The sequence below is a fragment of the Salinicola sp. 4072 genome, from assembly GCF_036663415.1.
Lineage (GTDB): Bacteria > Pseudomonadota > Gammaproteobacteria > Pseudomonadales > Halomonadaceae > Salinicola > Salinicola salarius_A.
This window is the reverse complement of sequence record NZ_JAXOVV010000011.1, coordinates 91839-116785: the sequence shown is the minus strand read 5'-3', so window position 1 is coordinate 116785 and position 24947 is coordinate 91839. Positions and strand designations below refer to the sequence as shown.

The window sequence follows — 24947 nt, the reverse complement described above, 5'->3', positions numbered from 1 at the left end:
GGGGAAATTTCAGCGTTTTGGCATTACTCAACAGCTATTCGCGCTGAAGAAGCCGATCCTGATAAGCGATGCCACCAGTCAGTACCTTCAGACCGCTCAATCAGCACCCTCGTGAATGAGGCGGGTTCATACCAGCCATCCGCCGGCACTAGGCAGCGATAATGGGCGAATGCCCCGCGGAAGTAGTTGGAGGTGGCCACCTTCTCGACAGTGGCGTTGATGGGCTCGGGCGCCTTCTCCTTCGCCCAGTGCGGCCGGTAGCCCCACCACACCTCATCCATCACCAGCGGCGCGTCATCGCTGGGATGGCGCACCGCGGTGATCCAGGCGCCCGGCGCCACGTTATAGCGCGGAGTCAGCTCCTCAGGCTCCAACGGCAAGCGCAGGGCCTTGGAGAGCTTGGTGTATGGGCTATAAAGAGCAAAGCGGCCGCACATGATTTATGGCACATCTACAGTGTGTTGAACGTCATAAACATTTTCTTGAAAATGTGAGATCAAACGATGATCGAGGAGAGCTTGAAATATATCTCGACAAGCATCTTCAGTAACAACAATCCTATTATTGCCATCAACCGAGATATTAAGCTTTAGCCGATCCTTGTTTGCTATCAAACTTTTAATAAAATCGGAGTTTCTATAATACCCCTTTTCCTGAATAGCAGCCGCTCTCCTTAGCTGAATTTTATCTCGACCAACATATTTCTTAATCGGCTCAACATCGTCGAAAAGATCCACAAAATCTGAATCTTGGTTAAGCTGATCAAAGTTATCCAGATGAGCCTGCTTATAGTTAAGAATAGACTCACAATTATTCTTGTGAAGCGCAAACACAGTGGATCCACACACCAAAACATCAAATGTTTTTTGGATAGAAAACGTATCCGCCTCCTCAACCTCCAGCTCTTCATCCCGAAAATTTACAGAGATTACATTGCGACGCTTAACATTCTTCCACTCTGGAGGAGTCCTTTTTATCCCATAGACGACCCCACCATTCCTTACAAATTTAGCCACATAAAAAACGGCATTTGTAAGATGCTTCACTTTATCTATTCTTCTTTTATCATCTTGTTCATAACAGGCATCGACAATCAACCCCACATGCGTTTCTTCAAAGGGTATAGTAAGAGCACTGCCTTCATTGTTTTGTGCCAAAATGTTGTACGGCGTTATCTCTGTTACGTCCTCAACAACGGTCTGTGCTACCTCTGACAAGCCATCATCAAGATATTGTCCCGTCTCTACCCAGCGCCCAGTATATCTTGGAAGCTGCTTATTATTTGCATCCACACCAGTCTTGAATACCCAAAGATGAACATTGGCGCTATCAAAATCAAACTCTTTGAGAGATTTTAAATCATCACTCATTGTTCCCTCCGCACTATCATTACATCCTGTACTTTGTTATGATTTACGTACTCTGTAGGAATAACTTCTGAATTAGATAGCATAACACCCGTTCGTTTAGCCCCATTATCCCCTAAAACATAAGAAACCTCATAAAGCTTCCAGTTGAAGACAGCAAGCACGGGATTCAAAATAGCCCGCCCCGTCTTGTAGGTTATCCAAAAAAGCCACATTAAAAAAACTAAATACCCAAGAAACTCTTTGGACTCTGAGTACTCTATGGATATAAATGCAACCAGATAAGGCAAAACATAATTCATCAAATCCATTGGCACATGTTTAACTTCGACAACCTTGACTTCATGCTTACATCTGATCCGGCTGAGAATCCAAAGGGACAAAAGCAGACAAGACAAGCAAAAAGCAACCGCACCAAAACTCAAGAAAGGATTAGAGAACGGTATGTAGCATGTTCTCTCACCAGAAAAATACCCCCAGCAAATATCATCACTCAGCGCAACCTCATCAAAGTCCTTAATCAGAAGGATTATGCTAAGCGGCAAATATGATCCGCAAAAAATAAAAAAAGCTGAGAGAATCTTAAGCTGCATTTTTCCATCTCAGGATAGATGAAAAATAAAATAGGAAAAACTTTAACAAAGCGCTCTCCCTCTTTAATAGACCTAATTATTCACAACACTTTCCTAATCCGAATCTCACACCGCTCCAGGATCTTCACGTCCTTCATGTCCTGAGGCTTAATCAATTCTTTCTCATAGCGCTGGTTATCGCTGATCTGAAGCCAGGCGCCGGCGGCCACGCGCAGCACCCGCTTGATGCGCCACTCGCCGTGCACCAGCAGGTACATCCCCTCGTGCAGCGGATTGCGGCTTCAGTTCGTCTTTTTCTCCGAGAAACCAGCACCAATCCCACTGTGTCAGCTGCATGGGTGTATCCGAAGAGAAAGCTAGAAACGCTATGTCACCACTCCCAAGCTCACGGCTGCTCACAAAACTTAGGACGACAGTACCGAAAACCTGAACGGCTGTCATTCCTGAATTAGGAAATGACTGCTCAGATGAGGCATAGCTGCAGGAAGAGCGACAGCACGGGAGAAAGGCCGTCCAAGGACGTCTTGAAGGAGCCTATGGAAGCCAGGTGCTAGGTGTGGGTCAAAGTGTGGGTCAAAAAGATACAGACAAAGAAAAAGCCGCTGAAATCAGCGGCTTAATCAAAATTCGTGGCGGAGGGGGAGGGATTCGAACCCTCGAAGCCTTTCGACTTACACACTTTCCAGGCGTGCTCCTTCGACCACTCGGACACCCCTCCGCATTGTCATTCCGTTCGCAATGGCTGTGCCGCTGCGTTCAGAACGGCGCACATAGTATCGAGCTAAACCTGTGATCGCAAGCCATTTTTCCTTTTCCGGCGACCTTTTACGTTATTCGTGCACGACAGGCCGCCGAGTCAGGACCAGCGTTCCACGTATTCGTCCGGATTGCGCGCTGGCGCGCTGGGGTAGCGCCCTCCTGCCTGGCCCAGGTAGAGGTAGCCGATCAGTTCTTCATGCTCGCCGAGGCCGAGACCACGCCATACAGTCTTGTCGTGCGCGTAGGTGCCGGTGCGCCACATGGCGCCGAGTCCCTGCGCGTAAGCGGCGTAAAGCATGGCATGGGCGGCACAGCCGGCCGAGATGATCTGCTCTACCGGCGGTACCTTGGGCAGATCGGGGGTGATTCTGGCGATCACGGCGATGATCATGGGGGCGCGCTTGGGCTTCTTGCGGGCGGCGTCGAGGCTACCGTCGTCGATATGCGGGTTGGCCTGGTAATCGGACTGGGCGAAGAGTTCACCCAGCCTATCGAGCCCTTCCCCGCTGATCTCGATGAATCGATATGGCGTCATTTCCTTGTGATCCGGCGCCCGCAACGCCGCGCGATAGAGCGCGTCCAGCTGCTCGGCGGTCGGTGCCGGACCGGCCAACTTGCCCATCGAGCGGCGCTCGTGCAGCAGTGTCATGGCATCCATGTGTAGCTCCTTCGACGATACCGGTAATGAGACTCAATGCCTGGTCGCCTGACTCTACGTCAAAAGCGTCACTGCCGCAGCAGCCGTGCGGGCAGCTCCGGCGCCCAACCCGGCGTGGCACGCCACGGGTTGATATCCAGCCCGCCGCGACGCACGTAGCGTGCCATCACCAGCAGCGCCTGCGGGCGGCAGCGCGCCATCAGGTCGACGAAGATGTGCTCGACGCAGTGCTCGTGGAAGTCCTGATGCTGGCGATAGGAGACGATGTATCGCAACAGGGCGGCGCGGTCGAGCCGCGGGCCACGGTAGGCGATCAGCACGCTTCCCCAATCCGGCTGGCCGGTGACCGGGCAGTTGGATTTGAGCAGGTGCGAATGCAGCGTCTCCTCGACGACATCGCCCTCGTCACAGATGAGCAACTCCGGTGACGGCGTGTAGCGATCGATATCGACTTCGATCTCGTCGATGCACTTCCCCGGCATGGCACGGGGGGCCAGCGCGGCGTCATCGACACCAAACAGCTCCACGGTGACCGGCGCACCGGCTGCCGCGCTCAGGTCCCGCTGCAAGAATTCGATCACCGCCTCGCGGTCGGCGAACGTCGTCTGGTTGAAGCTGTTGAGGTAGAGCTTCCATGACTTGGATTCGATCAGTCGGGGCGAGTCTGCCGGCAACCGGAAGCGCGCGACGGCCACGACCGGCTTGCCGCGCAGATCGAGCCAGGAGAGTTCGAACGCCCACCACTCGTCGCCGCCCACGAAAGGCAGCGACGATGCTTCGATTTCCAGCGGGGCACGGTTGGCCGCGCGCTCGATGGGGAACAACAGCGAGGCGTCGTAGCGCTCGGGATAGCTGGAGGCCTCGCCTAGCGGTGCGTCGATCAGGGTCTGCGGGCGATCCTGGTTCATGAGCGAATCCCCTTGCCGCGATTGAGCATCCACAGTGCCAGGAACCAGAACGCGACGATGAAAACGGCGATGGCGACCAGCGCGCCGCCGACGGGAATGTCGGAGATACCGAGAATGCCGTAGCGGAAGGCGTTCACCATGTAGAGGATCGGGTTGATCATCGTCACGTTCTGCCAGAATTCCGGCAGCAGATCGATCGAGTAGAACACGCCGCCCAGATAGGTCAGCGGTGTCAGCACGAAGATCGGAATGATCGAAATGTCATCGAACTTCTTCGCCAGCAGGGCATTGACGAAACCGCCGATCGAGAACAGCAAGGCGGTCATGATCACCACCATCAGGGTCAGTAGCGGATGGTGAAGGTCGAGATGGGTAAAGAACAGCGATACTACCGTTACGATCAGCCCCACACCGAGCCCGCGTGCCGCCCCGCCGATGACGAACCCGGCCAGGATGACCCAGTTGGGCATCGGCGAGACCATCATCTCTTCCACGCTGCGCTGGAACTTGTTGGAGAAGAACGACGAGGCCACGTTGGAGTAGCTGTTGGTGATCACGGACATCATGATCAGCCCCGGCACGATGTAGGACATGTACGAGATGCCGTGCATCTCGCCGACACGGGAGCCGATCAGGTTGCCGAAGATGATGAAGTACATCGTCATGGTGATGGAGGGCGGCACCAGCGTCTGCGGCCAGATCCGCAGGAAACGGCGTACTTCCTTGACCACCATGGTCCAGAGAGAAATCAGCAGTTGCCGGGTATTCAAGACGCCGTCTCCTTGGCCTGTGGGGATGTCTCGGGTTGCTTGTCGATACCGGTCGCGGCCTCCGGCTGCGAGGTCATCGACACGAACAGTTCTTCCAGGCGATTGGCGCGGTTACGCATCGAGAGCACGCGTACGCCCTGCTCCGTCAGTTGCTGGAAGGCGTCGTTGAGATCGGTACCCTTCCGTACCGACAGCGCCAACTGGTGCGAGTCGACCCGCTCGATCTCGAAGCCTTTGACCAGCGGTGCCGTTTCCAGCGGCTCGGCAAGGTCGAGCAGAAAGGTTTCGGTATCCAGCTCGGTCAGTAAACCCCGCATCGAGGTGTTCTTGATGATCTCGCCGCGATTGATGATCGCGATGTTGCGACACAGGCTCTCGGCTTCTTCGAGATAGTGCGTGGTCAGGATGATCGAGGTGCCCTCTTCCTCGTTGATCCGTCGCATGTATTCCCACATGCTGCGACGCAGTTCGATATCCACGCCGGCGGTGGGCTCGTCGAGAATCAGCAGGCGCGGACGATGGATCAGCGCGCGGGCGATCATCAGCCGGCGCTTCATGCCGCCGGAGAGCATGCGGGCGGCGCCGTTGCGCTTGTCCCACAGACCAAGGTCCTTGAGCAGGCGTTCGCAGCGCGGCCTGGCTTCCTTCATGGGCATGCCGTAGTAGCCGGCCTGGGTGAGGATGATGTCCTCGACCTTCTCGAACTGGCTGAAATTGAACTCCTGCGGCACCACACCAAGGGCGTATTTGGCCTTGGCAAAGTCCTGGTCGATATCGATGCCGAGGATCTTCACCTGCCCCGCCGTTTTCTGAACGAGCGAGCAGACGATGCCGAGCGTGGTGGATTTGCCTGCCCCGTTGGGGCCAAGCAATGCAAAAAAATCGCCCTGAGCGACATCGAGATCGATGCCCTTCAGGGCCTCAAAACCATTACCGTAGACTTTGGTCAGCCCGCGGATGGACAGTGCCGGTTCTGCCATCAGGGTTTCCTGCCATGTTTATGAAATCAAGGTTCGCAACATCAAGCGATACGAGGTGCCAGCCAATATGGGGGCAGTCCCGCCGGGTTCAATCTTTAGCAGACGAATGGATGGCCCGATAAGAACAACGCGAAAATTCCGACTACGCCGCACTGTCGCCAGCCTGATCCTAGAGAAACCGAAGAGAGTGGCGTCCGGGGTTCGAACCCCTGTTACCGCCGTGAAAGGGCAGTGTCCTGGACCACTAGACGAATGGGACGTAATTTGGAGCGGGAAAGGAGATTGACCGGGCTGGCGTTCCAGCTCACGACCCTCGCCTACCGTTCCTACGCTTACGATATGGAGCGGGAAAGGAGATTCGAACTCCCGACCCTCGCCTTGGCAAGGCGATGCTCTACCACTGAGCTATTCCCGCTTATCGCTGTCGACACCTTCCGGCGGCGACGTCATGACCTGGCGATCATGAAGTGGCGTCCCATAGGGGGTTCGAACCCCTGTTACCGCCGTGAAAGGGCGGTGTCCTGGACCACTAGACGAATGGGACGCAAAAGAAGAGATGCGATATGGAGCGGGAAAGGAGATTGACCGGGCTGGCGTTCCAGCTCACGACCCTCGCCTACCGTTCCTACGCTTACGATATGGAGCGGGAAAGGAGATTCGAACTCCCGACCCTCGCCTTGGCAAGGCGATGCTCTACCACTGAGCTATTCCCGCTTATCGCTGCCGACACCTTTCGGTGACGACGCCATGATCTGGCGATCATGAAAGTGGCGTCCCATAGGGGGTTCGAACCCCTGTTACCGCCGTGAAAGGGCGGTGTCCTGGACCACTAGACGAATGGGACGCATATTGGAGCGACCTCGGCCGTTCCGGTACTTTCAATTTGGAGCGGGAAAGGAGATCGATCGGACCGGCGTTCCGGCTCACGACCCATACTGCCTATCTGACGCTACCAAAAAATGGAGCGGGAAAGGAGATTCGAACTCCCGACCCTCGCCTTGGCAAGGCGATGCTCTACCACTGAGCTATTCCCGCACCGTACTTCGCTTGAACCGAGTGGCGTCCCATAGGGGGTTCGAACCCCTGTTACCGCCGTGAAAGGGCGGTGTCCTGGACCACTAGACGAATGGGACGTAATGTCTCGGCTCCGTCGAAGTGGCGCGTATGTTACTGAGCCGCTTTTGAGGTGTCAAGCGATTGATTTCACCGATTTTCACCACAACCCAATCAAGGCTGGTCAGCGGCCGACAAATGGCCTGTAATGCAGGGCACGCAGCCGAAGCAATATAGTGCCAAAGCGATGAGGAGAGCGAACATGAGCAAGGTACAGAAGACAGAAGCCGAGTGGCGCGAGCAGCTGACTCCCGAGCAGTACCACGTCACCCGCGAGAAAGGCACTGAGCGACCTTTCACCGGCGACTATCAGGTCGAGCCGGTCCAGGGCATCTATCATTGCATCTGCTGCGGCGCCCCGCTGTTCGAGAATGAGCATAAGTTCGAAGCCCACTGCGGCTGGCCGAGCTTCGACCGCCCCTTGGCAGCGGCAGCAGTCGAGGAGCATCAGGACGACAGCCATGGCATGCGCCGGATCGAGGTGACCTGCCGGCGCTGTGATGCGCATCTTGGCCACGTTTTCCCGGACGGCCCGGCGGAAACCACCGGCCAGCGGTACTGCATCAACTCCGTGGCGATCACGTTCCACGCGGGCGAATAACCCCCCACTATCGAGCCACGCCGAGCGGGCAGCCATTCTGATAAGATGGCTGCCCGCTTTTCGTTGGGCTCGCCCGACAGGCACGACACAAGCATTGCAGGCATAAGCAGGCACGACGCAGTCATTGCAGGCACAAAAAGTAGGCAGGAGACAGGTATGCTCGGCTGGTATCCCGGACACATGAACAAGGCGCGGCGCCAGATCACCGAGGCGCTGCCGGAAATCGACGTGGTGATCGAAGTACTCGATGCCCGTCTGCCCTACTCCAGCGGCAACCCGATGCTGGCCGAACTCACCGAGCACAAGCCGGTCCTCAAGATTCTTTCCCGCGCCGATCTGGCCGATCCCGAAGCCACGAAACAATGGGTCGCGTTCTTCGACGCGCAGCCGGACAGCCGCGCCATTGCCGTCACCACCACCCAGGCTCGCGAGCTCAAGCAGATCCCGGCGCTTTGCCATGAACTGGCAGGCCAGGTACGCGCCGACCGCGATGTCCGCGTGATGGTGATGGGCATACCCAACGTGGGGAAATCGACCCTGATCAATGGGCTGGCCGGTCGCAAGATCGCCAAGACCGGCAACGAGCCGGCGGTGACCAAGCGCCAGCAGAAGATCCGAATCGACGGCCGCGTCTCGCTGATCGACACGCCAGGCGTGCTGTGGCCCAAGATCGAGAACCAGGCCAGCGCCTATCGACTCGCCGCCAGCGGCGCGATTCGAGACACCGCGATCGAGTATGTCGATGTCGCCATCGTCTGCGCCGCCGAGCTGGCCAAGCGCTATCCCGAAAGCCTGCGCGAACGCTACAAGCTCGGCGAACTTCCCATTTACGTGCCACCAACCAACGCCGACGCCGTGGACGCCGACGGCCCCAGGCTGGTCGATCTTCAGGCCAGGGCCGGCTTCGACGGGCACGCGATCATGAACGAGATCGCCCGCAAGCGCGGCGGACTGAAGGCCGGCGGCGTGATCAACCTGCATCGCGGTGCGGAAGTGCTGCTGCACGAGCTGCGCGACGGCAAGCTGGGCAGGCTCACCCTGGAACTGCCCGAAGACATTCCCGAGCCCATCGAGGAAGCTCTCGACGAGTCCGAAGGCTGACCCTCACCCTGCTGAGCTGGTGAAATCCTGCCGCTTCTGCCCCTTGCGCCGCGCCCGCGCGGCGTTATGCTGGAACCTCGGCGACGCAGCCCGCCGAGAAGATACTGCCTGAACGCCTTCAAGAATGGCTCATGGCTTCATTCAGTACTTCCCTGACCCTCTAACCTTTATCCACCCGCCTGACTTTTTAGGCTGTGCAGCATACGGAAGCCCCATGAACAGCCCCATTCGGAAATCGCACAAGCTCGACAATGTCTGCTACGACATTCGCGGGCCCGTTCTCGATCATGCCAAGCGGCTCGAGGACGAAGGCCATCGCATTCTCAAACTGAACATCGGCAACCCAGCGCCCTTCGGTTTCGAAGCGCCTGAAGAGATTCTTCAGGACGTGATGCGCAACCTGCCGACAGCACAGGGTTACTGCGACTCCAAGGGGCTCTACTCGGCGCGCAAGGCGATCATGCAGGAGTGCCAGCGCAAGGGGATTCCCGGCGTCGGCGTCGAGGACGTGTTCATCGGCAACGGGGTTTCCGAGCTGATCGTGATGGCGATGCAGGCCCTGCTGAACGATGGCGACGAGGTGCTGATCCCCGCCCCCGACTACCCGCTGTGGACAGCTGCCGCCAACCTGTCCGGCGGCCACCCGGTTCACTACCTGTGCGACGAGGCCGCCGACTGGTCGCCGGATATCGCCGATATCCGCGACAAGATCACGGCCCGCACTCGCGCGATCGTGCTGATCAACCCCAACAACCCCACCGGCGCCGTCTATCCGCCGACCGTGGTCAAGGAGATCCTGACGATCGCCCGCCAGCATGGCCTGGTCGTGTTCTCCGACGAGATCTACGACAAGATCCTCTACGATGGCACCGAGCACGTTTCCACCGGCGCCCTGGCCGAAGACGATCAACTGGTCGTGACCATGAACGGCCTTTCCAAGAGCTACCGCTGTGCCGGTTTCCGCTCGGGCTGGATGATTCTGTCCGGCGGCCAGGGCAAGCAGAACGCCGAGGACTTCATTCAGGGGCTGAACATGCTGGCCTCGATGCGCCTGTGCGCGAACGTGCCGGCGCAGCACGCGATCCAGACCGGGCTTGGCGGCTATCAGTCGATCAATGACCTGATCCTGCCCGGCGGGCGCCTGCTGGCCCAGCGCGATGTGGTGTTTGATAAGCTCAATGCCATTCCCGGGGTTTCCTGCGTCAAGCCCAAGGGCGCGCTCTACGCCTTCCCGCGGCTCGACCCGGAGGTCTATCCGATCCACGACGACGCCCAGATGGTGCTCGATCTGCTGCTGCAGGAGCGCATCCTGCTGGTGCAGGGCACGGCCTTCAACTGGCCGACGCCGGATCATGTCCGCATCGTGACCCTGCCCTGGGCGGATCAACTGAGCGATGCCATCGACCGCTTCGCTCGCTTCCTGTCGCGCTACCGTCAATGATTCATGAGGCCGCGCGTCGCTGCGCGGCCGCTTCCCCTCTTGAAACCTATTCGCGAAAATCGTATCTAACGGTTCATAACTGCCTGATTATCGGGCGATAACGCATAACAGGCTAACTAAGACTATCGCGCAAGGCGGTGGTAGCGCTTTTCCACGACTGAGGGTAAAGACCGATGATGCGAATCATCCTGTTTCTGGCAACCAATCTGGCGGTGGTACTCGTCGCCAGCGTCACGTTGCGATTACTGGGCGTCGAGCCCTATCTCGATGCCAACGGGCTGAACATGAACAGTCTGCTGATCTTCTATTTCGTATTCGGCATGGCTGGTTCGCTGGTATCGCTGTTCATCTCCAAATGGATGGCGAAGATGAGCACCAAGGCCAGGGTGATCGAGCAGCCGAGCAACTCGACCGAGCAGTGGTTGCTCGATACGGTTCGCGAACTGGCGCAGCAGGCCAACATCCGGATGCCGGAAGTCGCGATCTTTCCCGCTCAGCAATCCAATGCCTTCGCCACCGGCTGGAACAAGAACGATGCGCTGGTCGCGGTTTCCCAAGGCCTGCTGGAGCGCATGCGCCCCGAGGAAATTCGCGCTGTCCTGGCACACGAGATCGGTCACGTCGCCAATGGCGACATGGTCACGCTGGCGCTGATCCAGGGCGTGCTGAACACCTTCGTGATGTTCTTCGCGCGCGTAGTCGCCCAGGTCGTCGACAGCTTCCTGCGTAGCCGCGACAACGAGGGTGGCCTGGGCTTCATGGGCTATTTCGTGGTGGTGATCGTCGCCGAGATCGTATTCGGGCTGGTGGCGTCGATCATCGTCGCCTGGTTCTCGCGCTTCCGCGAATATCGTGCCGATGCCGCCGGCGCCAAGTATGCCGGAAGCGGCGCCATGATCAACGCACTGGCTCGTCTGAAAGCCGAAACCAACCAGCCGGACCAGATGCCGGATTCGCTGACGGCGTTTGCCATCACCACCGGACAGACGCGCAAGGTCATGGAGAAGCTGTTCGCCAGCCACCCGCCGCTGGACGACCGTATCCGTGCACTGAAGGAATCCGCCTACCGGGAGTGAGCCGTGATACAAGCCGGTTCACTTACCGGCCGCCCCATTGGCTCACGCAACGCCCCGCTTCATGCGGGGCGTTGCGTTTCAGCCATCACGAACTCACTCGATCGTTTGACATCCGCGCCAATCGATAATGAGAATGGTTGACACTTGGCTTCGTCGAGCGCTTAATTGGTTGATATTATCAACCGACAAGGCGCGACATGTCCGGTACGACGGTGGGTGAATCCCTGCATCAGCTCATGCATGCCTACAAGCGAGCCTTGCGCCAGGCCTATGCCGAGGCCGAGCTGCCACTCACCGTATCCCACATTCGGACGCTCAAGGCCATTCGTCGCCAGGCACCCTGCACTGCCCAGCACATCGCGCATCACACCCAGCGTGACAAGGCCCAGATTACCCGGCTGCTTCGCGACCTGCTCGATGCCGACATCATTGTCAGGACGCCACATCCGGATGACCGGCGCAGCCAGATGCTGTCGCTGACCGCCCATGGCCAAGCCGTATTGGCACGAGTCGATACCTGCGAGCGCCAGGTGCATGCGCGGTTGTCGAGCGGGATGGCACCGGCCGATCTCGAGGCATTCCTGCGGCTGTCGCGGCTGATGATTTCCAACCTGAATTGACCGGGAGTTCCGATGCCTAAACCTGCCCCCAGACCCTATACCGTGCTGAACCGTCAGCTCGTCACCCCCCACATGCTGCGCCTGACCTTTGGCGGCGAGGGCATGGCGGGATTTCCTGCCGATCAGGAAAGCGCCTATATCAAGCTGGCCATCCCCACCGTCCATGAGTCGATGCCGGAAACCCCGTCAAGCGTGATGCGAACCTACACCGTGCGTCACCAGCGCGACGGCGAAATCGATGTGGATATCGTGCTGCATGAAGACGGTGGCCCTGCCGCGACCTGGGCGGCAGCGGCAGCGCCTGGCAACACGATCCTGATCGGCGGCCCGGGGCCAGCCAAACGGCTGCCGGAAAACGCGGACTGGTATCTACTGGTTGGCGACATGACATCGCTACCGGCGATAGGCGCCAATCTGGAACGACTTCCGTCGAACGCCCAAGGCCGTGCCATCATCGAAGTGACCAGCGAAGCGGATATCCAGGAACTGGACCTGCCAGACGGCGTGCAGATCGACTGGCTGATCAATCCGCACCCGGGCAGTGACAGCGATCGCCTGGTCGACGCCTTGCGCGAATTCGACTGGCGCCCGGGCACCTCGGGGATCTGGGTTGCCTGCGAATTTTCGGCCATGCGCAAGCTGCGCCGCCATCTGATCGATGAGCGCGGCGTGGGCAAGCGGGAGATGTACATTTCGAGCTACTGGAAGCTGGGTACCAGCGAAGACGGTCATCGCGTGGTCAAGCGCGAGGATGCCGACAGGGAAGAAGCCGAGAGCGCCTAGCCCGGCAAGACGCTGTCGCGAACGGCACTCTCGTTTCGGCTCGGCTATTTGCCGAGCTTGACGCTGAAGCCGAACCCTTCCAGAGCGTCACGAAGGCCGCCCTTGTTCTTCTTCAGCTCGACCCGCAGCGTCTGGAATTCACGCCGGGGCGGATATTCGCGGCGGTAGGCATCGAACCCTGCCGCCATGCCCAGGCGGCGGCGGTAGCGGTCGAACGCCAGCATGTCCCGACGCACGTCATAGCAGGCCCGGGCGCATAGCGACAGCGCCTCCAGCGGCGGTGTCCAGCTGTGCAGGACGATCTTGCGCAACCACGGGTCAGGCTTGAGCTGGCCCAGCTTCTTGCGCGCCGGCAAACCGAAATGACGCATGGTCGCCTGATAGATCATTTCGGTGCCCAGCATCTTGCCATCGACGCTATAGCCCGCGATGTGCGGCGTGCCGATGTCGACCAGCTCGAACAGTTCCTCGTCGATTCCCGGCTCGTGCTCCCAGACATCGAGCACCGTGCGCAGATCGGCCTGCCGCTCGAGCCGTTCACGCAGGGCATTGCCATCGAGGCAGTCGCCGCGTCCGGCGTTGATCAGCACCGTGCCCGGCTTGAGAGCCTCGATGCGCTCGCGGTTCATGAGATGATGCGTGGCATGTTCGCCTTCGGCCACCAGCGGCGTGTGCAGACAGACGATGTCGGCCCGCTCGATCAGCGCATCCAGGTCGAGAAAATCGTCCCGATTCTCGGCCTCGGCACGCGGCGGATCGCAGATCAGGCATTCGACGTCCAGGTTATCGAGCCGAGTGGCCAGCCGCCCGCCGACGTTGCCGGCACCGACGATACCCACCGTCTTGCCGGAGAGCGAAAAGCCCTCCTCCTCGGAGAGCAGCAGCAGGCTGGAAAGCACGTAGTCGACCACGGATTCGGCATTGCTGCCGGGAGCGCTGGCGAAGCCGATCCCGCGCTCGGTCAAAAGGTCCGTATCGATATGGTCGGTGCCGATGGTGCAGGTGCCGACGAATCTCAGCTTGTCGGCGCCTTCCAGCAGTGCCGCATTCACCTTGGTGATCGAGCGGACGACCAGAATGTCGTGACCCCTCAGGCTGGCCGCCGTCATCTCGCGGCCGGGCTGGCGAGTGACTTCCCCCAGTTCACCAAAGAATTCTTCCGCCAGCGGAATGTTCTCATCCAACAGGATGCGCATGACTATCCTCTTGTCTCGTTCATCCCGGCGCCAGGCCGGGCCCGGCGATGCGTCGGCTTCGAGCGTGGCACGTCAAAACCGGCGTCGATTTCTGCGGGGCTTGCTTTACAATGTCGCCTGACGCCGGGTTCGCCGCGGAGTTGAAAAACCGCGATGCTCGGCGCAGCCATATTAGGCCGGCCATTCGCGATGAACAAGCGATGAGCACCAAGCAGCAGGAGTCTCCGTGATCGTCCGTTGGGAAAGTGAACATGACTATGTCCTGGTCCATCTGCACCAGGACATGTTTGGCGACTGGATCTACAGCCGCGCCTGGGGCCAGATCGGCACCCAGTACGGCGGCCTGAAACATGCCGTCGCCGACAGCTACGATCAGGCCATGATGTGGATCGACGACCTCTCCCACATCCAGACGGCCCGCGGCTACCGCAAGGTGCTCGAGGCCGACGACGACAGCCCCGAGGGGCGTCAGGCCATGGCCCAGCTATCGCTGCTGGACTAGGCCCTGCCCGAAAACCAGCTGCGCTCGATCATGCAACGTAAGAATACCCAGGCTGGCCGCACTCGCTGAGTCAGACACGAGCCGGCCGTCCTCGACCGGCTAGCTCGCGTGCCGGATGCGGAAGCAGTGGTGCAGGTTGGCGCGCCGGGTGAAGTCCGGATCGTAGGTCTGGGCGGTGATCTCCTCGACTTGATAGGTCGACGCCACCGCGGCATCCAGGCTGAAACGCTGCTGATTGTTGGAGAAGATCAACTCGCCCGCCGGTGCCAGACGTGCCATTGCCAGCTCGATCAGTCGCACGTGGTCGCGCTGGATATCCAGCGTGCCCTCCATGCGCTTGGAATTCGAGAATGTGGGCGGATCCATGAAGATCAGATCGAACTCGCTACCCGCGGTTTCCAGCCAGCGCAAGCAGTCGTCGCGCACGATCCGGTGACGGCTCTGATCGAGCTTGTTGAGCGTGAAATTGTCTCGCGCCCACTCCAGGTAGGTATTCGATAGATCCACGCTGACGCTGTCGCTCGCCCCACCCAACGCGGCATGCACCGTGGCCGTAGCGGTATAGCAGAACAGGTTGAGAAAGCGTTTGCCGGCCGCCTTTTCACCCAGCATGCGCCGAACCGGGCGATGATCCAGAAACAGCCCGGTATCGAGATAGTCCTTGAGATTGACCCACAGCCTGGCGCCCCCCTCCTCGACCACGAAACGGTCGCCGCTGTCGGCCTGCTTGCGGTATTGCGCCTTGCCGCTCTGACGCTCGCGCTGCTTGTAGTGGATCTGCTCCGGCCGCACGTCGAGCGCGACGGGAATCGCGCTCAGCGCGTCCATCAGCCGACGCTGCGCCTTGTTCGGATCGACCGATTTCGGTGCCGCGTACTCCTGCACATGAACCTGATGGCCGTAGACATCGATGGCCAGGGCGTACTCCGGCATGTCGGCATCGTAGAGCCGGTAGCAGGACTCCCCGGATTTCTTGAGCCACTTGCCGAGACGCTTGCGATTTTTCTGCAGACGATTGGCAAACATCCGCGCGCCCTCGCTCAGCGCCGTCTCTTTCTGCACCGACCGGGCTGGCTCGTTGCCACCTTCCGAGTCTGTCCGGCTGGCGATATCGATCAACAAAAGCTTGCAGTCGAGAGGACCGTTCTTGAACGCGTACTGCTTGTGCGCCCGCAGCCCGAGACGATGGCCCAGGTCCGGGTTGCCGGTGAATAGCGCCAGTTGCCAGCCCGGGAACTGCCGGCGCATGCGATCGCCGAGATCGCTGTAGAGCGCGATCAGTTCCGGCAGCTCGCCCAGCCGCTCGCCATAAGGCGGGTTGGTGATGACCATCCCGCTGCTTTCGGCACCGTGCTCGCGAAGCTCGGCCGGGCAGTCGAGCGCTTTCACCGAGCCGCCGGATAGCGTGATCAGCGCGGGAATACCCGCACGCATGGCGTTGCTTCTTGCCGCCGAGATCGCCTGAGGGCTCTGGTCCAGACCGAACAGACGCGACCTGGCCCGGCGCCGACCGAGCTCGGCTCGTGCCTGCGCCTCGCGACGCAACTCTCGCCAGGCTTCGGCGTCGAAGTCGGCCAGCGTCTCGAACGCAAACCGCTCACGGCTCAGTTGAGGCGCCATATCCGCCGCCATCATTGCGGCCTCGATCAATAGCGTACCGGCACCACACATCGGGTCAACCAGCGGTTCACCGCGCTTGGCCCGCGCCGGCCAGCCCGCGCGCACCAACAGCGCCGCCGCCAGATTCTCCTTGAGCGGCGCGTGGCCGGTATCGCGACGATAGCCGCGCTGGTGAAGACTCGCTCCCACCAGGTCGACCCCGACCAGCAATTGCCCCTTGTGCAGGTGGGCATACAGCCGAACATCGGCCTCGCGAGGATCGATGCCTGGCCGTTCCCATCCGGCGTCGCGCAGCGCATCGACCACGCCATCCTTGACCACCTGTGCCCCGAATCGCGTATGCCGAATGGCGGCGGATTGGCCATGGAAGTCCACGGCCAGCGTCTGGCCGGGCTTCAGCACATCCGCCCACGGCAATGCCTTGACCGCGGCAATGATCGCCGCCGACTCCTCGCAGCCGGCTTCCCGGCCGAGGGTCAGGATTACCCGGTTGGCCAAGCGAGACCAGAGGCAAATGCGATAGGCCGTTTGACGGTCGGCGGACGCATGCAGGCCGGCGACCGTAGTTTTTTGTATAACGCCTCCGAGATCGGTGATCTCCTCGGCCAGCAGGGACTCGATGCCCCACGGACAAGTAATATAGAGGCTTAACAGTGAGTTATCGTCTTTCATGGCGGCGTCATCCGACCGTTATGAAGCGGTCATATTCCCGTGAGTGCAGTGAAAAAGAGACTTTATGACGAAACGACTATCGACATCGTTTCTCATTTCGACTAAAGCTAGGAGGTGTAGCTACGAAACAACGCATGCGGTTTTGCCTGTCCGGACGTTTTCGCGGGCAGTCGGTCGGACTTGGCCTAAGGTCGCTCGACAGACTGTGGTTTTCCCTAGGAGATGCACTTGTTCTGACAAGAGGCTACTACACGATGAAACGACAGAAACGTGATCGCAACCAGCGGGCATTTCTCCACGGCTACAAAGCGGGGGTCGTCGGTCGCTCACGCGACGAGTGCCCAAGCCAGGATGTGAATCTGCGCGAAAACTGGATGAGCGGTTGGCGTGAAGGTCGCGGAGACCAATGGGCCGGAATGACAGGCGTTTCGGGCATCCACAAGAACCCGGCGGTAATGACGTAGTTGACACTTACCTCAGTACACTCAAGGCTCGCTACTGGCGGGCCTTTTTATGGCGTGCATTCCACCAGGCGCCCGCCCGCATCATTTCTCACCTGCGCCACTTCTTATGGCCATTTCTAACCGCGTCACTACCCACCGTGTCACTTGGCGCACAGACCATTGCGCTGACCCGCTCCCCTCGTCGCCACACGCTGTCTGGCGCATCTACCGTTCGACGTCCGCTGGCTTCCGGCTCTCAGCTTAATCTCGTGTCTGACCGCTATCGAGCTGAGTCGCACGTACACACTCTCCGATCAGCTCCGGCCCGCGATAGATGAAGCCAGTGTAGAGCTGTACCAGATCGGCGCCAGCCTGGCATTTCTCGCTGGCCCGAACGCCACTATCGATACCGCCCGCGCCAATGATCGGCATCGTCGGCATCAGCTGTCTCAATTCCCTCACTACGGCGGTCGAACTCGCGAACAGGGGCGCGCCCGACAACCCTCCCGCTTCATGCGCATGGGGCGTTCCCGCGACGTGCTCCCGAGACACCGTGGTATTGGTCGCGATGACGCCGTCGATCTCATTGGCCTGGAGCGTGTTCGCGACCAGCGCGATCTCGTCACGCGTCATGTCCGGGGCGATCTTGACCGCCAAGGGCACGCGACGGCCGTGTTCGGCATTCAGCTTGACCACCTCGGTCTTCAACGCGCTCAAAAGGCCATCTAGATGATCGCCAAACTGGAGATTGCGCAGCCCCGGCGTGTTGGGCGAGGAAATGTTTACCGTAATGTAGTGGGCGGCACCGTGCGCCTTGCGCAGGCAGGTCACGTAATCGTCCACCGCTCGCTCGACCGGCGTGGTCAGGTTCTTGCCGATATTGATGCCGATGACGCCGTTGTAGCGGCTTTTGCGCACGTTAGCGACCAGATGATCGACGCCTGCGTTGTTGAACCCCATCCGATTGATGATCGCCTGCGGCCCGGTCAGCCGGAACAGACGCGGCTTGGGGTTGCCCTGCTGTGGCTTGGGCGTCACCGTACCGACCTCGACGAAACCGAAGCCGAGCGCCCCCAGGGCATCGAGATGATCGGCGTTCTTGTCGAGCCCTGCCGCCAGTCCTACCCGATTGGGAAAGGTCAGCCCCATGAGATCCACGGATGCCGAAGCCACGTAAGTATCACCGAGCATGCCGGAAAGATGGGCACGGTGTGCGACGTCCAGCGCGGTCAACGTCAGGCGGTGGGCGGCTTCCGGTTCCAGCCGGAACAACAGGGATCGAACGAGGGCGTACATGGATAGATCTCGTCGGTAACGAAAGGGATCGCTTGCGGCGGGCGAGTATATCCCAACTTCGCCTCTCGGGACGAACCCGACCTTTGGCGGTTCGAAGCGCCGAAACAGTTCAAAGCGTCAAGAAAGAGAGCGCGAAAACGGTCATGCACGCCGGCCAGATACGAAAAGCCCGGCGCCTTGGCGCCGGGCTTCTCCCTGCCACGCGATTACTGGGTATCGAGTTGCTGAACCCGCAGCGTGTAGTTGTTGGCAGCGTTCATGGCGGAACCGAACCGTTGCCCCTTGACCCAGACACGATAGCGACCGGGCTGCAGCACGGTTTCGATATCGAAATCGCCGATAGCCAATGAACCTTCGTCGCTGGCGACCGTGTTGCCGTTGGCATCGAGGATCTTCGCCTGCAGACGATACGTGCCTTCGTTGCCGGGGAAGGTGGAGCTGGTGACCGACACCGTGCCCGCCTCGGCGACGTCGAAGCTCAGCACCTCGCCTTCCTGCAGCACCTTGATGTCGGCAACGATCTCGTCGAAAGCGTCCGGCATCTGAGGCTCGTTAGCGCTACCTTGGCCCGCCGCTGCCGAAGTGGCAGCATTTGGTGTCGCGGCAGCGCCGGTGTTGGTGGTGCCGAACGTGGCATCCCCGTCACCCTGCCCTGCCGAGCCAGCCTGAGTCGCAGCGCCGCCAGCGGCAACGCTGCTGGCAGCCTGGCGGCCCGGTGCGCTCAGGGTTGCCACCTGGTCGCTCTCGTCGACGAAGGCCGTGGTCCGGCCACTGGTACCGGGACCGCCGAACATGATGCCGCCGCCGTCGTCGACGCCGCCTTCTCCGCTGGCGACCACGTTGCCGCTGGCGTCCAGCCTTGCAACATCGATACTGAAGCTGTTGCCGCCGGTCTTGGTGGTGCCGAACTTCTGACCCGAGACCTGCAGGGAGTAGTCGCCGGGCTCCAGCGTCTCTCTCATTTCAAGGCCACCGGTACTACCCAGCCCGGAACTGCTGGCCAACACGTTGCCGTTGCTGTCCACGAGTTTGGCAGAGATCTTGTAGTCCTCCGACTCCCCCGGCAGGGTCGAGCTGGTGAACTGGTAACGACCCGCTTCGTCGACGGTGAACGGGTGCTGATGGAGGCCGCCGAAAAAGAAGCTGCGGCTATGTGCATCCGAGCTGGATTTGAAAAACTTGGTCAGGTCGACCTTGCTGGCAGCTTCCTGGGCATCCTTCAACGCCTCGCTCTGCGCCAGCGCCTGGGTACTGGCGCCCGCTAGACTCAACGCCACGAACAAGGTGGAAAATACGCGATACTTCATGGGGCCTCTCTGCGTTCTGCGACCGAATCGGAGCCAAGCATAACAGAGACGCCCGCCGGCGCACCTTAAAGGCTGCCGGAGAGCATCTTTGCGCTAGATAATCATGACTCGAGCTAAATAAATCATGACTTGATGGAATGCGACGCCACCCTCGAATGTTCTTCGAGCGGCAGGTCACCTCCATCCGGCACGGGCGGCATGGCTGCCGCCCGGCCTGCAGGCCACCTTAGCCTTCGCTTTCGCTCTCGGCAAGATCAACCAGTTCACGGATCGCGACGGCGACCAGCGGGAAGCTGATCTGCGCTCCCGTTCCGATCTCCGCCAGCAGCGCATTCCAGCGTTCGAACAGCGGCGCGTGCTGCTCCTGCCAATGCGCCACTCTGGGCTCGATCTCGCGTGGGGCGTCCGTCATCCCCAGCACCTTGACCGTCAGTGCCAACTGCTGGCGGTCGAGATCGTCGCGGAACGTTTCCCGCGCCTGCGCCTGCCAGCTGTCGCGGACTTCGAGGCTATTGATCTGCTGCATCATCCGCGGCAGTTCCAGACGCTGGCCGATGGCATAGTAGGTTTCGGCGACCCGCTGGATCTTGTCACCACTGGTTCGCGCCGCCTGGATGATGCCCAGCCCGGCGTAGAGGCTCGAGGACGCCGCGACGACCGACGCCAGCGCTTCCGGCACCTTCGCCTTGACCAGCTCATCGCGCCGCGTGCTCCAGGCCTCGCGCTCGTCGCCGCTGAGGCGATTGCCGATATCCTCCTTCAACTGCGCCAGCTGCGGCGCGTACTGCTCGACGCACTCCTTGACCGCGAGCGACCCGCGATGACGCAGGAACCAGCGCGTCGCACGACGCAACAGCCGCATCAGATCCAGCATCATGGCGTACTGCGTCTGGCTGTCGACACGGTAGTCCAGCGCCTCGATCTGCTCCCACAGCGGGTTGAGACCGAAGCTGTCTCTGGCGATGACATACGCCTGGGCGATCTCGACCCGCGAGGCACCGGTGGAATCGCGCAGCTGGCGCACGAACGTGATGCCCATGTGGTCGACCAGATCGTTGGCGATCTGGGTCGCCACGATCTCCCGCTTGAGACGATGCTGATGAAGATCGTCCGGATACCGTTCGGCCAGCGTCGTCGGGAACGCCTTGGTCACATGCTGCTGCAGTTGCCCGTCCGCCGGCAGATCGGCCGCGATCAGATCGCTCTTGAGCGTGCTCTTGGCGTAGGAGATCAACACGCTCAGCTCCGGTAGCGTCAGGCCGCCGTCGGCATTGCTGCGCTCGATCAGCTGTTCGTCGGTGGGCAGGAACTCGAGCTCGCGATCGAGGCTGCCGGCCGCTTCCAGCTCGTTGATGAACCGGCGGTACGGGCCGAGCCCTTCCTTCGACTGCAGCTCGGAGAGCGATAGCGCCTGGGTCTGACGGTAGTTGTCGCGCACCACCAGCTCGCCGACCTCCTCGGTCATCTCGACCAGCAGCTGATTGCGCTGCTTCTCGGTCATGTCGCCGCGCTGAACGATACCGTCCAGCAAGATCTTGATGTTGACCTCGTGATCCGAGCAGTTGACCCCGCCGGCGTTGTCAATGAAGTCCGTATTGACCCGGATGCCCTTCTCCGCGGCTTCCATTCGGCCCCGCTGGGTGAGACCCAGGTTGCCGCCCTCGCCCACCACGCGGCAGTTGAGCTCGCGACCATCGATGCGAAGGCCATCGTTGGCCTTGTCGCCGACATCCGCGTGGCTCTCGCTGGAGGCCTTGACGTAGGTACCGATGCCACCGTTCCAGATCAGGTCGACCTTCGACTTGAGCATCGCGTTGATCAGGTCGTTGGGCGAGAGCTTGTCCGCCTTGATGCCGAAGACTTTCTTCATCGCCGCGGAAACGGGGACCGACTTGGCATCGCGGGAGAAGACGCCACCCCCTTCGGAGATCGTCTTCTCGTCATAGTCCGACCAGCTCGAACGCGGCAGTGCGAACAGGCGCTTGCGCTCGGCGAAGGACTTGGCAGCGTCGGGATTGGGATCAACGAAAATATGGCGGTGATTGAACGCGCCCACCAGCAGAATCTTGTCGGAGAGCAGCATACCGTTGCCGAAGACATCGCCGGCCATGTCACCGATACCCAGCACGCTGAACGTGTCCTTCTGGGTATTCAACCCCATCTCCCGGAAGTGGCGCTTGACCGACTCCCAGGCACCACGGGCGGTGATCGCCATGCCCTTGTGGTCATAGCCCTGGGCGCCGCCGGAGGCGAAGGCATCCCGCAGCCAGAAGTCGTATTCGATCGAGATCGCGTTGGCGTAGTCGGAGAAGGTTGCCGTGCCCTTGTCGGCGGCGACCACCAGGTACGGATCGTCCGGATCGTGGCGCACGACCGAGCGCGGCGGCACGACGGTGGTGCCGTCGAGATTGTCGGTGATGTCCAACAGGCCGCGGATCAGGGTGCGGTAGCACTCGATCCCCTCGGCCTGGATCGCGTCTCGATCGGCGTTTTCCGGCATCCGCTTGCAGATGAAGCCGCCCTTGGCCCCGACCGGAACGATGACCGAGTTCTTGACCTGCTGCGCCTTCATCAAGCCCAGGATCTCGGTGCGGAAGTCCTCGTTGCGGTCCGACCAGCGCAGGCCGCCACGGGCCACCTTGCCGCCGCGCAGGTGAACGCCTTCCATCCGTGGCGAATAGACGAAGACCTCGAACATTGGCCGCGGCTTGGGCATGCCCGGCACCTTGCTGGGCTCCAGCTTGAACGAGATGTACTCCTTGACGCTGCCATCCTCGCGCGGCTGGAAATAGTTGGTGCGAACGGTCGCCTGGATCAGATCGACATAGCGGCGCAGCAACAGATCATCGTTGAGGCTCGCGACCTGATCGAGCATCGCATTGAGCTCGTCGATGCATTGCTGACACTGCTCATCGCGCTTGCCGCTCTCCGGCGAGAAACGCAGCGTGAACAGCCGCGAGAGCCCCCGGGTGATATCGGCATGGGCCGCCAGGGTATTGGCGATGTAAGCCTGCGAAAGCCCGATGCGCAGCTGCTTCATGTAGCGCGCATACGCCCGCAGTACCGCCACCTGACGCCAATCCAGATCGGCGCCGATGATCAGGCGGTTGTAGCTGTCGTTCTCCGCATCACCCACCCAGATCTTGGTGAAGGCATCGATGAAATTGCTGCGCATGTCGCCCAGATCGATCTCGCCCACGCCGTGATATTCGAAGGTGAAATCATGAATCCAGTAGGTCTGCTGCCCGCTCGCGATACGGTAGGGCCGCTCGCTGATGACGCGCAGTCCCAGATTCTCGAGCACCGGCAGCATGTCGGAGAGCGGGATCGGCGTGTCCTGGTGGTAGAGCTTGAGATTGACGCTCTCCGCGGCGCTCTCCGCCAGATGATAGAGACTGACACCGATCGGCGCGCCGTCATCGAGCGCTTCGAGATGGCGAATGTCGTTGGCGGCGGTACGCGCCGAGAAGTCGTCCCGGTAGCTGCTGGGGAAGGCATCGCGGAAGGCCTGGGCCCGGCGATTGCCCGCTTCCTCGCCGAAACTTTCGATCAGTGCCGTATGCAGGTCCTCGCGCCAGTTGCGCGCCAGATTGATGACCTTCTTCTCCAGCGCGCGGCTGTCGAAGTTCACTGGCTTGTCGCCGTTGAAGCGCAGCGTGAACTGGATACGCGCCAGGATCGACTCGGACAGATACGGGTTGAAGTCGGCGAAGGTCGCGTCGAGCTCTTCGCACAGCAATTTCTGGATGCGCAGGCGCAGATCCGTCGAGAAGATATCCCGCGGCACGAACACCAGGCAGGAGTAGAACTGCCCGGCGCGGTCCTCGCGGATGAACAGGCGCACCCGGCGACGCTCGCGGATGTTGAGAATGCCGAACGCGGTCCGGCTGAGCTCTTCGGTGGAGCTCTGGAAAAGATCGTCCCGCGGGTGCACTTCCAGCACCTGCAGCAGCAGCTTGCCGTTGTGCCCTTTCGGATTGACCCCGGCGGCGTCGATCACCGCCTGAACCTTGCGCCGCAGGATCGGCACGGTGCGCGGCGACTCGTTGTAGACCAGCGAGGTAAACAGGCCGAAGAAGCGCCATTCGCCGATCGCCTTGCCCTTGTCGTCGTAACGCGTAATGGCGATGTAGTCGGGATAGGTAGGTCGATGCACGCGCGCATGGTAGGCGCTCTTGGCGAAATGCAGCAGCGCGGACTCTTCGTCCTTCTCGAATCGCACGGGCTCCTGATAGCGCGGTTGATCCAGCTTCAGCACGCCGAGCGCACTGCCCTCCACCCGCTCGCTGTGAACCTTCTTGCCGCTACCGGCGAAGCGGCTTTCGGCGTAACCGAGAAACGTGAAATGCTCGTCCAGCAGCCACTTGAGAAAGGCCACGGTCTCTTTGCGATCCGCCGCCGTGACGCCGCCCGCCTGCTGGCTCTCCAGCGCTGCGATGACGTCGCGAACCTTGTCGCACATCGGGTCGAAATCGGCCACGGCAGTGCGCACGTCGAGCAACACGTCCCGCAACCCCTGCTCGAGGTCGGACAGCGTCTCGCCATCGGTATGACGATCCACCTCGATCAGAATGATCGACTCGCGCGCTTCCGGCGCCTGCTGGGCGCGGGTCCCGGTAATCCGCGTGGCGTGGTGGCGAGCATCGCGCTCGACCGCCAGCACGGCGTTGTGGATCGCGTGCAGGGTCAGGCCACGGCGATTGAGTTCCATGCGGACCGAATCGACCAGAAACGGCATGTCCTGATGCAGAACGGCGACCACCGTATGCGGAGACTGCCAGCCGTGGGTTTCGAAATTGGGATTGAAAACACGCACCTTGGCTTCGTCGGGATCGAAGGTGCGCATGAAATGCCATGCCGCCAATGTCGCGCCGTAGATATCGTCCAGCTGTCGATCCGCGGCCTCTTCGAACGGCGCGGTAGCGTAGAGATCCTCGGCGAACGCCGTTATCCGCTTGACCTTATCCTCGGGGAGACGCTTGGAAAGCTTTTCCTGCAGCTGTTCCAGGAATTCCGTTTTTCCCTCGATCGCGACGTGTTGCATCTATCACCTCGGCTGGCATCGACCGTCAACATGGCGGCCACATTCAATAGGCTGGAAGCTTACGCCAGCGCCGCATGGCGCCCTACACAAGTGAAGC

General features: G+C 60.5%; 21 protein-coding genes and 7 tRNA genes. 8 read left to right on the top strand and 20 right to left on the bottom strand.

Annotation, left to right across the window (positions count from 1 at the left end):
* Window positions 1-23: 23 nt before the first annotated feature.
* The 15 genes from R3F72_RS09745 to R3F72_RS09675 form a co-directional block, all read right to left on the bottom strand.
* On the bottom strand, window positions 24-437 hold the full coding sequence (locus R3F72_RS09745; protein ID WP_332779540.1) for an SOS response-associated peptidase: 414 nt from the start codon (window positions 435-437) through the stop codon (window positions 24-26).
* Between the two features lie 3 nt (window positions 438-440).
* Complete coding sequence (locus R3F72_RS09740) at window positions 441-1370, bottom strand: Kiwa anti-phage protein KwaB-like domain-containing protein (RefSeq protein ID WP_087721091.1); 930 nt, start codon at window positions 1368-1370, stop codon at window positions 441-443.
* Window positions 1367-1960: a hypothetical protein gene (locus R3F72_RS09735; RefSeq protein ID WP_087721092.1), complete on the bottom strand. Its 594-nt coding sequence runs from the start codon at window positions 1958-1960 to the stop codon at window positions 1367-1369. Before R3F72_RS09735 ends, R3F72_RS09740 begins: the two co-directional genes overlap by 4 nt.
* Before the next feature lie 80 nt (window positions 1961-2040).
* A complete protein-coding gene (locus tag R3F72_RS09730) occupies window positions 2041-2217 on the bottom strand; it encodes a hypothetical protein (protein ID WP_332779539.1) in 177 nt (58 codons plus the stop codon).
* Between the two features lie 373 nt (window positions 2218-2590).
* A tRNA-Ser gene (locus R3F72_RS09725) sits at window positions 2591-2678 on the bottom strand.
* A 138-nt stretch (window positions 2679-2816) separates the two neighbouring features.
* On the bottom strand, window positions 2817-3377 hold the full coding sequence (locus R3F72_RS09720) for a nitroreductase family protein (RefSeq protein WP_087719585.1): 561 nt from the start codon (window positions 3375-3377) through the stop codon (window positions 2817-2819).
* A 68-nt stretch (window positions 3378-3445) separates the two neighbouring features.
* Window positions 3446-4285 (bottom strand): NADPH-dependent 7-cyano-7-deazaguanine reductase QueF, encoded by an 840-nt coding sequence (gene queF, locus R3F72_RS09715; protein ID WP_332779538.1) that lies wholly within the window; start codon window positions 4283-4285, stop codon window positions 3446-3448.
* On the bottom strand, window positions 4282-5055 hold the full coding sequence (locus R3F72_RS09710) for an ABC transporter permease (protein WP_332779537.1): 774 nt from the start codon (window positions 5053-5055) through the stop codon (window positions 4282-4284). Before R3F72_RS09710 ends, queF begins: the two co-directional genes overlap by 4 nt.
* A complete protein-coding gene (locus R3F72_RS09705; protein WP_087719582.1) occupies window positions 5052-6035 on the bottom strand; it encodes an ABC transporter ATP-binding protein in 984 nt (327 codons plus the stop codon). Before R3F72_RS09705 ends, R3F72_RS09710 begins: the two co-directional genes overlap by 4 nt.
* Before the next feature lie 340 nt (window positions 6036-6375).
* Window positions 6376-6450 (bottom strand) — tRNA-Gly (locus tag R3F72_RS09700).
* Between the two features lie 53 nt (window positions 6451-6503).
* Window positions 6504-6579: transfer RNA gene (locus R3F72_RS09695), tRNA-Glu, on the bottom strand.
* Window positions 6580-6674: 95 nt separating this feature from the next.
* Window positions 6675-6749: transfer RNA gene (locus R3F72_RS09690), tRNA-Gly, on the bottom strand.
* Between the two features lie 54 nt (window positions 6750-6803).
* Window positions 6804-6879 (bottom strand) — tRNA-Glu (locus R3F72_RS09685).
* 116 nt (window positions 6880-6995) lie between these two features.
* A tRNA-Gly gene (locus R3F72_RS09680) sits at window positions 6996-7070 on the bottom strand.
* A gap of 22 nt (window positions 7071-7092) precedes the next feature.
* A tRNA-Glu gene (locus tag R3F72_RS09675) sits at window positions 7093-7168 on the bottom strand.
* A 182-nt stretch (window positions 7169-7350) separates the two neighbouring features.
* On the opposite strand from R3F72_RS09675, the gene msrB reads away from it, so the two are divergent.
* The 6 genes from msrB to R3F72_RS09645 all read left to right on the top strand — a co-directional run bounded on the left by msrB (window position 7351) and on the right by R3F72_RS09645 (window position 12770).
* Entirely contained in the window at window positions 7351-7749 is a 399-nt protein-coding gene (msrB, locus tag R3F72_RS09670; RefSeq protein WP_087719581.1) for a peptide-methionine (R)-S-oxide reductase MsrB, read from the top strand.
* A gap of 156 nt (window positions 7750-7905) precedes the next feature.
* Window positions 7906-8850, top strand: a complete 945-nt coding sequence (ylqF, locus tag R3F72_RS09665; RefSeq protein WP_332779536.1) for a ribosome biogenesis GTPase YlqF — start codon at window positions 7906-7908, stop codon at window positions 8848-8850.
* Window positions 8851-9064: 214 nt separating this feature from the next.
* The gene (locus R3F72_RS09660; RefSeq protein WP_332779535.1) at window positions 9065-10291 is read left to right on the top strand and encodes a pyridoxal phosphate-dependent aminotransferase; all 1227 of its coding nucleotides are present in this window, start codon (window positions 9065-9067) and stop codon (window positions 10289-10291) included.
* A gap of 173 nt (window positions 10292-10464) precedes the next feature.
* Window positions 10465-11367 carry a protease HtpX gene (gene htpX / locus R3F72_RS09655; RefSeq protein ID WP_087719578.1) on the top strand — a complete coding sequence of 301 codons (903 nt, stop codon included), beginning with the start codon at window positions 10465-10467 and terminating at the stop codon, window positions 11365-11367.
* Between the two features lie 197 nt (window positions 11368-11564).
* Window positions 11565-11987: a MarR family winged helix-turn-helix transcriptional regulator gene (locus R3F72_RS09650; protein ID WP_071233172.1), complete on the top strand. Its 423-nt coding sequence runs from the start codon at window positions 11565-11567 to the stop codon at window positions 11985-11987.
* A gap of 12 nt (window positions 11988-11999) precedes the next feature.
* The gene (locus R3F72_RS09645; protein ID WP_087719576.1) at window positions 12000-12770 is read left to right on the top strand and encodes a siderophore-interacting protein; all 771 of its coding nucleotides are present in this window, start codon (window positions 12000-12002) and stop codon (window positions 12768-12770) included.
* 44 nt (window positions 12771-12814) lie between these two features.
* Here R3F72_RS09645 and pdxB read toward each other — a convergent pair whose 3' ends face one another.
* Complete coding sequence (gene pdxB, locus R3F72_RS09640; protein ID WP_087719575.1) at window positions 12815-13966, bottom strand: 4-phosphoerythronate dehydrogenase PdxB; 1152 nt, start codon at window positions 13964-13966, stop codon at window positions 12815-12817.
* 226 nt (window positions 13967-14192) lie between these two features.
* Between pdxB and R3F72_RS09635 the strand changes: the two genes are divergently transcribed.
* Window positions 14193-14468 (top strand): WGR domain-containing protein, encoded by a 276-nt coding sequence (locus tag R3F72_RS09635; RefSeq protein WP_087719574.1) that lies wholly within the window; start codon window positions 14193-14195, stop codon window positions 14466-14468.
* Between the two features lie 99 nt (window positions 14469-14567).
* Here the strand turns inward: R3F72_RS09635 and rlmKL are convergent, their stop codons facing one another.
* On the bottom strand, window positions 14568-16760 hold the full coding sequence (gene rlmKL / locus R3F72_RS09630) for a bifunctional 23S rRNA (guanine(2069)-N(7))-methyltransferase RlmK/23S rRNA (guanine(2445)-N(2))-methyltransferase RlmL (protein WP_332779534.1): 2193 nt from the start codon (window positions 16758-16760) through the stop codon (window positions 14568-14570).
* Window positions 16761-17014: 254 nt separating this feature from the next.
* On the opposite strand from rlmKL, the gene rmf reads away from it, so the two are divergent.
* Window positions 17015-17224, top strand: a complete 210-nt coding sequence (rmf, locus tag R3F72_RS09625; RefSeq protein WP_087719572.1) for a ribosome modulation factor — start codon at window positions 17015-17017, stop codon at window positions 17222-17224.
* Between the two features lie 240 nt (window positions 17225-17464).
* Here rmf and R3F72_RS09620 read toward each other — a convergent pair whose 3' ends face one another.
* The 3 genes from R3F72_RS09620 to R3F72_RS09610 form a co-directional block, all read right to left on the bottom strand.
* The gene (locus R3F72_RS09620) at window positions 17465-18499 is read right to left on the bottom strand and encodes a quinone-dependent dihydroorotate dehydrogenase (protein WP_087719571.1); all 1035 of its coding nucleotides are present in this window, start codon (window positions 18497-18499) and stop codon (window positions 17465-17467) included.
* A 206-nt stretch (window positions 18500-18705) separates the two neighbouring features.
* Window positions 18706-19806 (bottom strand): hypothetical protein, encoded by a 1101-nt coding sequence (locus tag R3F72_RS09615; protein WP_332779533.1) that lies wholly within the window; start codon window positions 19804-19806, stop codon window positions 18706-18708.
* Between the two features lie 226 nt (window positions 19807-20032).
* Entirely contained in the window at window positions 20033-24850 is a 4818-nt protein-coding gene (locus tag R3F72_RS09610; RefSeq protein WP_332779532.1) for an NAD-glutamate dehydrogenase, read from the bottom strand.
* Between the last annotated feature and the right edge of the window lie 97 nt (window positions 24851-24947).

Coding starts and splice junctions, on each gene's coding strand:
- R3F72_RS09745 (WP_332779540.1), bottom strand. CDS start 437: ATGTGCGGCCGCTTTGCTCTTTATAGCCCATACACCAAGCTCTCCAAG.
- R3F72_RS09740 (WP_087721091.1), bottom strand. CDS start 1,370: ATGAGTGATGATTTAAAATCTCTCAAAGAGTTTGATTTTGATAGCGCC.
- R3F72_RS09735 (WP_087721092.1), bottom strand. CDS start 1,960: ATGCAGCTTAAGATTCTCTCAGCTTTTTTTATTTTTTGCGGATCATAT.
- R3F72_RS09730 (WP_332779539.1), bottom strand. CDS start 2,217: ATGTACCTGCTGGTGCACGGCGAGTGGCGCATCAAGCGGGTGCTGCGC.
- R3F72_RS09720 (WP_087719585.1), bottom strand. CDS start 3,377: ATGGATGCCATGACACTGCTGCACGAGCGCCGCTCGATGGGCAAGTTG.
- queF (WP_332779538.1), bottom strand. CDS start 4,285: ATGAACCAGGATCGCCCGCAGACCCTGATCGACGCACCGCTAGGCGAG.
- R3F72_RS09705 (WP_087719582.1), bottom strand. CDS start 6,035: ATGGCAGAACCGGCACTGTCCATCCGCGGGCTGACCAAAGTCTACGGT.
- msrB (WP_087719581.1), top strand. CDS start 7,351: ATGAGCAAGGTACAGAAGACAGAAGCCGAGTGGCGCGAGCAGCTGACT.
- ylqF (WP_332779536.1), top strand. CDS start 7,906: ATGCTCGGCTGGTATCCCGGACACATGAACAAGGCGCGGCGCCAGATC.
- R3F72_RS09660 (WP_332779535.1), top strand. CDS start 9,065: ATGAACAGCCCCATTCGGAAATCGCACAAGCTCGACAATGTCTGCTAC.
- htpX (WP_087719578.1), top strand. CDS start 10,465: ATGATGCGAATCATCCTGTTTCTGGCAACCAATCTGGCGGTGGTACTC.
- R3F72_RS09650 (WP_071233172.1), top strand. CDS start 11,565: ATGTCCGGTACGACGGTGGGTGAATCCCTGCATCAGCTCATGCATGCC.
- R3F72_RS09645 (WP_087719576.1), top strand. CDS start 12,000: ATGCCTAAACCTGCCCCCAGACCCTATACCGTGCTGAACCGTCAGCTC.
- pdxB (WP_087719575.1), bottom strand. CDS start 13,966: ATGCGCATCCTGTTGGATGAGAACATTCCGCTGGCGGAAGAATTCTTT.
- rlmKL (WP_332779534.1), bottom strand. CDS start 16,760: ATGAAAGACGATAACTCACTGTTAAGCCTCTATATTACTTGTCCGTGG.
- rmf (WP_087719572.1), top strand. CDS start 17,015: ATGAAACGACAGAAACGTGATCGCAACCAGCGGGCATTTCTCCACGGC.
- R3F72_RS09620 (WP_087719571.1), bottom strand. CDS start 18,499: ATGTACGCCCTCGTTCGATCCCTGTTGTTCCGGCTGGAACCGGAAGCC.
- R3F72_RS09615 (WP_332779533.1), bottom strand. CDS start 19,806: ATGAAGTATCGCGTATTTTCCACCTTGTTCGTGGCGTTGAGTCTAGCG.
- R3F72_RS09610 (WP_332779532.1), bottom strand. CDS start 24,850: ATGCAACACGTCGCGATCGAGGGAAAAACGGAATTCCTGGAACAGCTG.